Source organism: Verrucomicrobiota bacterium (assembly GCA_039027815.1).
In the GTDB taxonomy this organism is placed as follows: Bacteria; Verrucomicrobiota; Verrucomicrobiia; order Verrucomicrobiales; family JBCCJK01; genus JBCCJK01.
Window position 1 is genome coordinate 1 of the sequence record JBCCJK010000058.1, and the last position, 10,721, is coordinate 10,721.

Here is a 10,721-nt window from a genome sequence, read left to right on the forward strand (position 1 = left end):
CCAGGGTCCTCCTGATACCAAGCTGCAGAATTGGCTGGTAGAATGGCCGAGTGGATTTCGGGCCAGGCCAAGGCGCGACGAGGGCGCGGTGCAGGCACCGTAACCGAGGAGCAACGCAGGGCTGGCTCGAAAGACTCCGGCTCTTCCTTCCCCGCGCTTCAGCGCCTCTTCCACACAACACCTTCCCTCCATTCTTCCTGTGAATTCTGGAGCTTGGTATGAGAAGGCGGGCCAAGAGAGTTCCCTAGCCCGTCCGCTCCCGAGCCAAGCCGGTGGTGGTGGTCTCCCACTCCTACTGCCCCTTACTGCCCGGGAGTCAAATCGGGAAGAACCGCCGCCACGCGTTCCTTCATTTCCTTGCCCGGCTTGAACTTCACGACCGCGCGAGGAGGGATGACCAGCTCGGTCCCGGGCTTGTTCGGGTTGCGACCGATTTTTGACTTGGTGACCTTGACCTGGAAGGCCCCAAAATTGCGCAGCACCACCTGATCTCCCTCGGCCAAGGTATCGGTCACCAAATCGAGCGTTTTTTGGATCACGTCGAAGACTTGGTGCTGGGTCAGTCCCGTTTCATTCGCGACCTCCATCACCAGTTCCCGTTTCGTTACCGTCTTCATGCCCAGAGGCTTACGAAGCAGACGATGTGCCAGTTTCCGAGGGGCAGACCGATGGCGCGCAAAGTTTTTTTGGGCAATCAAAAGTCGTTCTCCCTCAACTCCTTCGACGTTTTGAAATGCATCTTGGCGATCTCAGAAAGAGCCTCTTCTCCAAAGCGTTTCATCCAAGTCCGGCCGACTTCTTTGACCTTGGGAGACACGCCCTTGGGAAGCGATTCCCCCAGCGGCTGGCCGGCCCGATCCAGCCAATCAATGAAGGCCTCGCGCGCGAAAAGGGAAGCCGCTGCCACCGCCGGATCCGACTCCGCTTTGGTCCGCTGCTCCAGGGTGATTTCGGTGCCGCGCTCCTGCAAAGCTCGTTCGATCAAGTCAGGCCGGGCGAACTGATCACTGAGCGCCCGAGGGCACTCCGGCACCCGCTCCTGAAGCAGGCCGATGACCTTGGCGTGCCCCCAAGCCAGCAGTCGATTGAGATTGCCAAACTGCTGGTAGAGTTGGTTGTAGCGAGTGGGGGGGATCAAGACCACCTCATGCTTGAGACCGGCCACCTTGCGCATGGAATCGGCCAGGTCCCGGATGCGCGCATCCGAGCTGATGCGTTTGCTATCCATGGCGCCGAGCGCGAGCAACTCCCGGGTCACCTCGGGATCGACGTAGGTTCCCGCGATCACGAGCGGCCCGAAAAGATCACCCTTGCCGCTTTCATCGATCCCGAAGTGGGGTGAAAACCACTCCGGGTGGTGCTCTTCTTCATAGCCGAGTTGCGCCTCTCCCAGCACCAGAGGTTCCAAAAGAAACTGGATGAACTCGCGGGTGCCCTTTCCCTGAATGAGGACCTTCGGCCCCTTCGCATAGACCGACACGTTCACTCCCGGTTTCCGCGCCGCGTAGAGAGTGTAGTCCTTCTTGAGGAACTCGAAGCCCGCTTCTTCCAGGACCTTTCGGAGGGGTTCCACTTGCTCGCTCGTGAGGGGCTGGGTGTGCGAAGTCAACTTGCGGGCAGGCGGATCCGACATCAGGAAATCGATCATGGAGAAGAAGCCAGGGCGCAACCCTCTCGAGAATGTTTCGGCATTCCGAAGAGCGCTTTGCGGCTGGTTCGAGACCCAGGGGAAAGACTACCCGTGGCGGCGGACCCGCGATCCCTACGCCATTCTCGTCTCGGAGCTGATGCTGCAACAGACCCGCATCCAAACGGTGCTTGAACGAGGCTACTACTCCCGCTGGATGGAGCGTTTTCCCAACACGGCTGTCCTAGCAGGTGCCCCCGAGGCGGAGGTCTTGCAGTCTTGGGAAGGCTTGGGCTACTACAATCGCGCTCGCAATCTGCAGAAGGCCGCCCTCAAAATCGAAGAAGAACACGCGGGACGGTTTCCTATCGACATGGAAGGCCTGCTCGATTTGCCGGGAGTGGGACGCTACACCGCGGGTGCCGTGGCCAGCTTTGCCTTCAATCGTCCCGCTCCCATCGTCGATGGCAACGTCGCGCGCGTCTTGACTCGCTTGCTCGAGCGGGAAGTTCCCATCGACTCCAAGGCCGGCCAGCGCTGGCTCTGGGAGACGGCTGAAACCCTCCTGGCGCCGAGAAAAGCAGCCGTCTTCAACTCCGCCATCATGGAGCTGGGCCAAACCTTCTGCGGACTCAATCCTGCCTGCCAAGAATGTCCGGTCAGCGCCTTTTGTCTCAGCAGGAAGCCGGAAACCCTTCCCAAAAAGGAGCGCAAAAAGACCATGACCGAGCGGCAAGAAGCGGTCGCCTTTCTCACCAGGGGCCGCGCGGTCCTGCTCACGCCCGACCCCGCTCGCTCCGGCATGTGGAGGCTGCCCGAAGCGAGCGCCGCCGAGAAAGCGGGGGCCATTCTCCATCGACTTCGCTACACCATCACTCGATACCGCGTCCAGTTGACCATTCACCCAGGCCAAACCCGCCGCCGCGAAGGCCTTTGGGTTCCGAGGGAAGACTTGGCCGACTACCCCATGCGCAGTCCCTACCGGAAAGCGCTCGAAGTCCTCCTCGCAGGCGCCTCCCAGCCACAGCTCTTGTGAGCAGCTAGAGATTTTCCTCCGGCTCTTGATCTCTAGACGAGGAGCGCTGACATTCTTCAGCAAGCGAAGACTCGTCTCCTCCTATGCCACCGGACCCACCCCAGCCCCACCGATCGAAACGAGGCAAACAAGGCCGCTTTTCGACCAGCATTCGGCAGGACATAGAGGGTCCCAACATCGGCAAAGTGACCCGTATTCCCGCGCGGCGTCGGACCGATGACCCCTCCCATGAGGTGCAAAAAAACCATCGCTTCTTCCCAAAGGGCACCTTGAATTCAGGCAAGAAGAGCTTCGATGGCACCCGAATCATGGGTCGCCGATCACGCCTTTTTCTGACAATGGCCGGTCTCTTGGCCGGGATTCTGGTTCTGGTCCTCCTCTTCCAGGCGGGGAGTGACAGCCCGGCAGAAATGACTCAAAACGCACAAGCGAGCCGAAAAGTAGAGATCTCCGGCAGCCTTGCGCTCGATCCCTCCCTCCTGGATCGCAAAAGAATCTTCTCGTTTCTCCAAAAGTATCACGACGCCACCACCGTGTCCGAACGCTTCCGCCTGATCCGAAAGCAGCCTGGGCTCGAAACGGTCTTTTTGAGTGGCGTGGAGCAGGAATGGGCGGTCCCCCGTCCGGTCGAACTCTTGGACCCGAGCTTCGAGGCCCTCGACTCCCTCCCTTTCGTGCACGGCCGACTCGTCCTCCCCAACGGCGCGCTTTCGCAGGTGGCGCTGGAAGTGGTCGGGGATCAATACCTCCTCGATTGGGAAAGCTACAGCGGCTACAACGCCAAGAGTCTCTCGCAATTCCTGGCAGAAGAAGAAGCTCTCACCGGGACCTTCCGCGTCATCCTGACGCCGGCCGCCTACTACAATTTCCGCTTTGCCGACGATGAAATCTGGAGGTGCTTTCGCATGGAAACCGCGGACGGCGAAGCGGGCTACGCCTACGTCCGCCGGGACTCCGCGCTCCACCTACGCCTTCTTAACTCGACTCAAATCTCTCTCGAAGAAGGCCTCGATCCCACCAGCGCCCTCGAGACGAGCGGAACCGCCAATTTGATCAAACGAACTGCCCGCGCCACGCTTCAGCTGCGTTCCCTGGGAGAGCCGGATGCCCCCGACTTGGCGGAAATCGTCGGGCTGGTCGGTCGCGGTTGGGTGGTTCCTTAATACCAAGCTGTCAGATCAAGTGGGAGAACGGCCCACCAGCGCCCGAGCGCGCTGGTCGCGTTCTTGGTGCACTTCGTCGCTCACCACGGGCCTCCAATTCGCTTGCCATTCCCCTTCCGGCTCGGGGACTTCGATCCAGGAGCGACAGCCCCCATAGCGTTTCTGGTAGGGAAACCCAAAAGGCTCCCTCAGCTGGAAGACCCGCACCAACGCCAGGCTCAGGCAATCCCGCCCAGACTTCTCGTTCCAGGTGAAGCGCTCGCGAACCACATTTTCCGTCCAGCAGTGGAGCGGGGCCAAGGCCTCAACCTGGGCCCAATCGTCCAAAAGGACGGACCACTCCGCGCGCGCGAAGTAGCTCAGCTGGACCCCTTCTTTTTCCAGATCGCGGCTGGGGCCCGGCGCTACCGGCCATTTGAGCGCCTCTCCCGCCTCATGGAAGGCGGTCGGATACAGGAAAAAGCTCTCGTGTTTGAAAGAAAAGCCCGCCCTGCCCTCCGCGATTCCCCCCTTCCGCAGCAGGATGGACTGCTCTCCCGCGCCGAGGAAGTGACAGACCGCGTCCCACTCTTTGAATGCCTGCTGCATCCCGATCCATCGTGTCAATCTACCGCGAAGCAAGCCTCCGGCCGATCGCAAATTTTCACTGGAAAATCCGGGGTCATTCTCCTATCCTTGCCACCCTCGTCAGGAGATGGTGACTGTAGCTCAGTGGTAGAGCCCCGGTTTGTGGTACCGGTTGTCGCGGGTTCGAGCCCCGTCAGTCACCCCAGCTTTTGGCCGGGGTGCCAGGGCAAATTCCCTACGCTTAAGGTTTTACCATCCGCGGTTCTTGGTACAGAAAAGACTCGGCTTCTTCCCGAACGCAATTCTCTCTGTTTCACCAACCCAGATCGACCCATGGCAAAACCGGCACGCACACAAAAAGTTCTCATCTTGGGGGCCGGATTTGCCGGTCTCGGCTGCGCCCGAAAGCTCGCAGGCAAGAAGGAATTCGAGGTCACGTTAGTCGATCAAAATAACCACCACCTCTTCCAGCCGCTGCTCTACCAAGTGGCTTCCGCTTCCCTCGCGGCCCCCGACATCGCCCGCTCCATCCGCCAAGTCTTGGCCAAGGCCCGCAATGTCGAAACCTTCATGGACGAGATCACGGCCGTTGATGTGGAGGCCAAGACCGCGACGGGAGCCCAGGGAAAGGTCTACTCCTACGACATCCTCGTGGTGGCGACGGGAGCCAAAACCGGCTACTTCGGAAACGACCATTGGAGCGAGCACACTCTCAGTCTCAAAACGTTGGCCGAGTCGAACGACATCCGCCGCACCGTCCTAGCCAATCTCGAAAAAGCGGAAATGACCGAGGATAAGGCCGAGCGCAAACGGCTCATGACGATCGCGATCGCCGGGGGTGGGCCCACGGGCGTCGAGCTGGCCGGGGCCTTTGCTGACCTCGCCCGGCGCTCCCTCCACACCAACTTCCGCCACATCAACACCCACGACCTCCGCATCGTCCTCATCGAAGGCGCGGACCGCCTCCTGGGCGTCTACGATCAAGATCTCTCCGACTACACCAAAGAGCGCTTGGAGAGCTTGGGGGTGGAAGTCCTTCTTGGAAAATTTGTCTCCGACACCCAGAAGGGGAAATTCATCTTGCAAGGCGGCACCGAAATCGAAGCCGGCACCCTCCTCTGGACGGCCGGGGTCGAGGCCACCAGCCTGACCCGTCAGCTCGGCGTGGAAACCGACCGGGGAGGCCGCATCACCCCGGAACCCGACCTCTCCCTCCCCGGAAATCGCAAAGTCTTCGTCCTGGGGGACATCGTGAAAATGACCGACGTCAAAGGGCAGATGGTCCCCGGCGTGGCCCCAGCCGCCATGCAAATGGGCAATCACGTCGCCAAGCAGCTCATCACGGGCGAGCGCAAGCCCTTCGTCTACTTCGACAAAGGCAACATGGCCATCATCGGGAAAAATCACGCCGTGGTCCAAGTCGGAAAGACCAAGCTGCGGGGCTTCATCGCGTGGGCCGCCTGGCTCTTCATCCACATCCTCTTTCTGGTGGGATTCCGAAACAAGGTCTCGGTCCTGCTCGGTTGGGCCTGGGCTTACCTCAGCGATAGCCCGGACACCCGCATCATCGTGAACACCCCTCGAAGCCAGGAAGAGGCCAAACCGGCTTCGGAAACCGGCCAAAGCGCCGTCACCAAGGCCGCCTGAGACCGAGTAAGACCGAGCCACCAGGGCTCCCCCTGAGCCCTCAAGCCGCCACCAGCTTCTCGTGAGCGAACTCGCGCACGTTCTGGTGAAACTCTTCCAGGCCCCAGGCGAAGTTCATTCCGGCCGTGTTGGCGACCGCTTGGAAGTAACGTCGCCCGCGTCCGCGATTCGATTCGGCCCCGCTCGGAATGACCGCCAGCACCCCGGGCATCCCGCGCCGTTTCTTGGTCCAGTTGCGGAACCACGCTCTCAGCTCACGAGTCAATCCCGTATTCACATCCCGCAAAGCCACGCAAATCAGGGGGGAGGTCATGGCCATCGTTTCCGAACTGACGCCGAAAGAGGCTCCCAAAAGACCATCTTGGGAGACACAAGTGAAACCGAAGGAACTCCCCGGTTCTTCGCGTTCAATCTCTTTGCAATGATCCACAAAGGGAATGGCGGTGCCGAGGTCATCCCAGACAAGGACACCCCGGAGAAAGGCGGTAGAAATCATAGTTTTTGAAAGAGGAGAGAGTTTGACAGAAAACCTGCCGAACATGTCAATCTTGGCACGAAAGCGCCCTCTTGTCGAGCTGTTCGGCCATTTTTAGGTGCACACCCGCATGGGGAGCCCGGCCGCCGAAAGCTGGGCCTTGACCTGGCCGACCGTCATTTCCTTGTAGTGAAAAATACTGGCCGCCAGCACGGCATCCGCCTTCCCGACCTCCAGGACCTCGATCATGTGCTGGACCGTGCCCGCCCCACCTGAAGCGATGACCGGGATGTCGACCGCGCTGCTGACGGCCGCCGTCAGCTCCAGGTCGTAGCCGGCCTTGGTCCCATCAGCATCCATGCTCGTGAGGAGAATCTCGCCTGCCCCGCGATTCCAAACCTCGCGCGCCCACTCGATGGCGTCGCGCTCCGTCGGCTGCCGCCCGCCGTGGGTGAAGACCGTCCAGGAGCCCGTCTCATTCCGCTTGGCATCGATGGCCACCACGATGCACTGAGCCCCAAAGGCGCGCGCGCCCTCGTCAATGGCCTGGGGCGTCTTCACGGCGGCCGTGTTCAGCCCGGTCTTGTCGGCCCCCGCCAGGAGCATCCGGCGCATGTCCTCGACCGTGCGGATGCCCCCACCCACCGTCAAAGGCATGAAGCAGTTTTCCGCGGTTCGTTGCACGACCTCCACCATGGTCGCCCGGTGATCCGAGCTAGCCGTGATGTCGAGGAAGACCAGCTCGTCCGCGCCTTGTCGATTGTATTCGATGGCCTGCTCCACCGGATCCCCCGCATCCCGGAGGCCCACGAAATTGGTGCCTTTGACGACCCGCCCCTCGGTCACATCGAGGCAGGGAATGACACGCTTGGTCAGCATGCCGGACCATCGCGAAATCATTCCTCCCCGCCAGTCGGAAAATTGTTTCAGGTTTCTTAACCAAGATCCTTCGTTTACCTTAGGCCATGCCGCGTGCCAGCGATCCCCTGGTGGAAGAGTTTCTCGAGTTTCTCTCGGTCGAGCGCCATGCCTCCCCCCGCACGCTCCTCAACTACCAAAAGGCCCTGCGAGCCTTTCGTGCGGGGCAGCGCCCTTTTCGGGGCTGGAAGCGGGCCACCGCGGAAGACTTCCGCGCCTGGCTTTACCAACTGATGAAAGCCGGCAAGGCCAAGGCCACCATCCGCGTGGAATTCGCCGCGCTCCGCTCGTTTTACCGCTTTCTTTGCCAAAGGAAAGACCTGCCCCAGAACCCCTTACTGGAAGTGGGCCTGCCCAAATTGGAAAAAAAGCTGCCCCTCGTCCTGACGCAAAAGCAGGTCGAGACCCTCTTGGCCATGCCCTTTGAGATCGAGCTCTCGAAGCAAGCGCCCTCCTGGATGCCACAGCGGGATGCCGCCATCCTCGAATTCTTCTACAGCACCGGCGTTCGTTTGGCCGAGCTGGCTGCCTGCAACCTGGAAGACGTCGATCTCTATTCCGGCACCGTCCGCGTCCTTGGAAAAGGGCGGAAGGAACGACTCGTGCCCCTCGGCCGTCCCGCCAGGGAGGCCCTGGAACGCTACCTCCTGGCGGCCGAAGTCCGTCACGGCCCCCTCTTCCTGAGCAAGCTTCGCAAGCGCATGAGCACTCAAGCCGTGGGGAGTCTCTTCAAAAAGTATCACCAGCTGAGCGGCCTCCCGGTCGAGGCCAGCCCCCACAAACTGCGCCACAGCTTCGCCACCCACCTGCTCGACAACGGGGCCGACCTCCGCAGCGTGCAAGAACTCCTCGGCCACAGCAGTCTCAGCACCACCCAGATCTACACCCACGTCAGCACCGAGCGGATGAAAGAAGTCTACCAAAAGACCCACCCCCGCGCCCGCTAGAAGCAAGAGCTCGTCCAGCCGGACCAAGCCCAGGCCCGCCCCCCCACCGGGCGGTCATTCCGTCCCTTGGCCGAAAGGTGGGGCAAAAGGCAGCCGCGGACGAAGCGATTGGCTGGTTTTCAGCCCTTTCATGGGATTGCGCAGCACCGCGGGTCCCCCGGGGCCCTCCTCCTCGTCTTCCACCCAAATGGCCTTCTGGAACTGCCGTCGGATGGCGGCCACCGGCTCGGTTTCGGCACTCTCGAGCTGTCTCTCCACCTCCGGCGAATCGCTGAAGAGGCGCTCAATGAGCGGCTTCCGCGGTTTGGCCATGAAGCCCACCATGGCCCGCCCCGCCCCGTAGCCCTTGACCAGGATCTCGAAGGGGAAGTAGGTCAGCTTCCGGAGTCCGGCCACGTTCGAGACGTGCGTGACCGCCTTGCGGGTTTCATGGAAAAGCACACTCAGCCCCAGCTTCTCCTCGGACTTGCTAGGTTCTCTCACAAAGGCCAAGCGGTGCATGGCGTAGGCGCCCAAAATCGCCGACAGGAGAAAAACGAAGTCCAGCCCGCGGAGATTGAAGGCCGGCACGGAGAACTCCTGGCCATCCGCCACCTCCGTGTAGGTAAAGCCCATCTTGAACTCTCGCATTTCAAAAAAATCCCCCAGCAAGCCGCCCACGAGCGGTCCCAGGGTGGCCGCGATGCCTGCCACCACCGTGTTGGAGGCCAGGTAAGCGGTCGCTTTGCCCTTGGGCGCGCTTTTGAGGGCCAGCGTTCCCACGCAGAGATTGACCCCGGCCGTGGAAATGCCCACCAGCACATGGATGAGAATGAGGAGCGCTAAGGTGTAATCGTGCTTCTCAGGAAAGGTGGTGAAGGGCCAGAGCAGCACGCTGAAAAAGAACAACTGCCCGGCCACCAGGAGGGCGCTTCGGTTGTTCCACCGGTCCGCCAAATCCCCCCAGATGCGGAAGAAAAAGACGTTCACAAACTGGCTCGTGACCGCCAGGAAAATGACCGTCGAAATGGGCATCCCCAGATTCTTCAGGAGATAGACCCCGAAGAAGGCGGCCGACATATTGAGGGCGAAATTCCACGGACCGGTGAAAAAGAGGAGCTTGCGGAAATCAGCCGAGCGAAAAGGCTCTGCCAGCATCTTCCAGGGACTGGTGGTCGTGCTCGGCTCCGGCTTGGGCTCGGGCGTGCGACAGAGAAAAATCGAACCACTGATGCCGACCAAGCCGGCCACCCCGAAGACCAAACTGTAGGGAAGAATTTCGCTCCCCGTCCAGGCCTTGAGGGGCGCGATCCCGAAGGAAGCCGCCAGCGTGAGAATGGCCCCGGCGAAGGTGATGACCGCCCAGCGTTTCCCAAAGAACTTCCCAAACCGTTCCTCGGGGATGAGATCGCGAATCCACGAATTGTAAGCGCACCCGGCCGGCACACTGAGGGCGAAATACCAGAAAAGCAGCCCGACCAGCATGGGCACCCGGGCCGGCTCGGGGAAGAGAAAGGGGAGAAAGGGCACCACCAGCCAGGCCGACCGCGCCACAATGACCGGGATGACCACCAGCGCCTTGCGATTGCGGAACTTTTCCACCAAGAGAATGCTCGGAATCTGCAAGAGCTGGCAAAGCGGCATGATGGCCGCGAAAAAACCGATCACGAAGTTGGAAGCACCGAGCTGGAGAGCGAAGGCCACCAGAAAGGCCCCGCCCGTCAGCACTCCCATTGTCTGGGAACAGATTCCGTCGTAGATCAGGTTCTTGAGCCCCTTCTCCAAGTCAGCCTCCTCGATCCGGTCCCGCTGACGAAACAACTTCTTCATGATAGGGTCATTGTGCAGAAATCGGGCCGAGCCCAGTCCTTTCTCAAGAGCAGCAAGCAGTTCACCATGAACCAACAAGAGCGCTTGGCGGCAGCCGAAACCGTGGTGGAAGAAGTCTTGCGAGAACTGCCCGAAGAGCTGCGCCAAGCAGCCCGCGAATGCCTGCTCATTCTGGATGAGGCCGAGGGCGATTTCTTAGGCTTGTTTGAGGGGGCCAGCCGCTTGCAGAGCGCTCCTAGCGATCCCGAAGACGTCCCCCGCATCACGCTCTACCTCACTTCCCTCTGGGACTTCGCCCACCAGCATCCCGCCACCTACCGGAGAGAAGTTCGCGTGACCTACCTGCATGAGCTCGGCCACTACCTCGGCTGGGAGGAAGACGATTTGGAAGCACGGGGCTTGGGCTAATACCAAGCTGCAGAATTGGCTGGTAGAATGGCCGAGTGGATTTCGGGCCAGACCAAGGCGCGACGAGGGCGCGGTGCAGGCACCGTAACCGAGGAGCAACGCAGGGCTGGCTCGAAAGACACCG

The 10,721-nt window shown here is 61.0% G+C and carries 11 protein-coding genes and 1 tRNA gene; 6 read left to right on the forward strand and 6 right to left on the reverse strand.

All coding sequences use genetic code 11. The annotated features are described in order from the left end of the window. Window positions 1–302: 302 nt before the first annotated feature. Window positions 303–617, reverse strand: a complete 315-nt coding sequence (locus AAF555_11575; protein MEM6912204.1) for an HU family DNA-binding protein — start codon at window positions 615–617, stop codon at window positions 303–305. Between the two features lie 77 nt (window positions 618–694). Beyond that, entirely contained in the window at window positions 695–1,648 is a 954-nt protein-coding gene (gene rnhC, locus AAF555_11580; protein ID MEM6912205.1) for a ribonuclease HIII, read from the reverse strand. Between rnhC and AAF555_11585 the strand changes: the two genes are divergently transcribed. Both AAF555_11585 and AAF555_11590 read left to right on the forward strand, forming a co-directional pair. Continuing rightward, entirely contained in the window at window positions 1,647–2,663 is a 1,017-nt protein-coding gene (locus AAF555_11585) for an A/G-specific adenine glycosylase (GenBank protein MEM6912206.1), read from the forward strand. The two genes, rnhC and AAF555_11585, sit on opposite strands and share 2 nt — an antisense overlap. 83 nt (window positions 2,664–2,746) lie before the next feature. Next, window positions 2,747–3,826, forward strand: a complete 1,080-nt coding sequence (locus tag AAF555_11590; GenBank protein MEM6912207.1) for a hypothetical protein — start codon at window positions 2,747–2,749, stop codon at window positions 3,824–3,826. Window positions 3,827–3,841: 15 nt separating this feature from the next. Here AAF555_11590 and AAF555_11595 read toward each other — a convergent pair whose 3' ends face one another. Then, window positions 3,842–4,432, reverse strand: coding sequence for a DUF1802 family protein (locus tag AAF555_11595; protein ID MEM6912208.1), 591 nt, complete (start codon window positions 4,430–4,432; stop codon window positions 3,842–3,844). Window positions 4,433–4,523: 91 nt separating this feature from the next. Between AAF555_11595 and AAF555_11600 the strand changes: the two genes are divergently transcribed. Both AAF555_11600 and AAF555_11605 read left to right on the forward strand, forming a co-directional pair. After that, window positions 4,524–4,598 (forward strand) — tRNA-His (locus AAF555_11600). A 128-nt stretch (window positions 4,599–4,726) separates the two neighbouring features. Further along, a complete protein-coding gene (locus AAF555_11605; GenBank protein MEM6912209.1) occupies window positions 4,727–6,040 on the forward strand; it encodes an NAD(P)/FAD-dependent oxidoreductase in 1,314 nt (437 codons plus the stop codon). Window positions 6,041–6,080: 40 nt separating this feature from the next. Here AAF555_11605 and AAF555_11610 read toward each other — a convergent pair whose 3' ends face one another. After that, window positions 6,081–6,536: a hypothetical protein gene (locus AAF555_11610; GenBank protein MEM6912210.1), complete on the reverse strand. Its 456-nt coding sequence runs from the start codon at window positions 6,534–6,536 to the stop codon at window positions 6,081–6,083. Window positions 6,537–6,629: 93 nt separating this feature from the next. Continuing rightward, a complete protein-coding gene (hisF, locus tag AAF555_11615; protein MEM6912211.1) occupies window positions 6,630–7,394 on the reverse strand; it encodes an imidazole glycerol phosphate synthase subunit HisF in 765 nt (254 codons plus the stop codon). Window positions 7,395–7,480: 86 nt separating this feature from the next. Between hisF and AAF555_11620 the strand changes: the two genes are divergently transcribed. Beyond that, window positions 7,481–8,380 (forward strand): tyrosine recombinase XerC, encoded by a 900-nt coding sequence (locus AAF555_11620; protein MEM6912212.1) that lies wholly within the window; start codon window positions 7,481–7,483, stop codon window positions 8,378–8,380. A 54-nt stretch (window positions 8,381–8,434) separates the two neighbouring features. On the opposite strand, the gene AAF555_11625 is transcribed toward AAF555_11620, so the two are convergent. Next, on the reverse strand, window positions 8,435–10,189 hold the full coding sequence (locus AAF555_11625; GenBank protein MEM6912213.1) for an MFS transporter: 1,755 nt from the start codon (window positions 10,187–10,189) through the stop codon (window positions 8,435–8,437). 66 nt (window positions 10,190–10,255) lie between these two features. Here AAF555_11625 and AAF555_11630 point away from each other — a divergent pair, with 66 nt between their 5' ends. After that, complete coding sequence (locus tag AAF555_11630; protein MEM6912214.1) at window positions 10,256–10,597, forward strand: metallopeptidase family protein; 342 nt, start codon at window positions 10,256–10,258, stop codon at window positions 10,595–10,597. Window positions 10,598–10,721: the final 124 nt, after the last annotated feature.

What these genes read in the sequence shown, in the direction of transcription:
- AAF555_11590 (MEM6912207.1), top strand. Translation starts at nt 2,747, where the DNA reads ATGCCACCGGACCCACCCCAGCCCCACCGATCGAAACGAGGCAAACAA.
- AAF555_11610 (MEM6912210.1), bottom strand. Translation starts at nt 6,536, where the DNA reads ATGATTTCTACCGCCTTTCTCCGGGGTGTCCTTGTCTGGGATGACCTC.
- rnhC (MEM6912205.1), bottom strand. Translation starts at nt 1,648, where the DNA reads ATGATCGATTTCCTGATGTCGGATCCGCCTGCCCGCAAGTTGACTTCG.
- AAF555_11625 (MEM6912213.1), bottom strand. Translation starts at nt 10,189, where the DNA reads ATGAAGAAGTTGTTTCGTCAGCGGGACCGGATCGAGGAGGCTGACTTG.
- AAF555_11575 (MEM6912204.1), bottom strand. Translation starts at nt 617, where the DNA reads ATGAAGACGGTAACGAAACGGGAACTGGTGATGGAGGTCGCGAATGAA.
- hisF (MEM6912211.1), bottom strand. Translation starts at nt 7,394, where the DNA reads ATGCTGACCAAGCGTGTCATTCCCTGCCTCGATGTGACCGAGGGGCGG.
- AAF555_11585 (MEM6912206.1), top strand. Translation starts at nt 1,647, where the DNA reads ATGGAGAAGAAGCCAGGGCGCAACCCTCTCGAGAATGTTTCGGCATTC.
- AAF555_11605 (MEM6912209.1), top strand. Translation starts at nt 4,727, where the DNA reads ATGGCAAAACCGGCACGCACACAAAAAGTTCTCATCTTGGGGGCCGGA.
- AAF555_11620 (MEM6912212.1), top strand. Translation starts at nt 7,481, where the DNA reads ATGCCGCGTGCCAGCGATCCCCTGGTGGAAGAGTTTCTCGAGTTTCTC.
- AAF555_11630 (MEM6912214.1), top strand. Translation starts at nt 10,256, where the DNA reads ATGAACCAACAAGAGCGCTTGGCGGCAGCCGAAACCGTGGTGGAAGAA.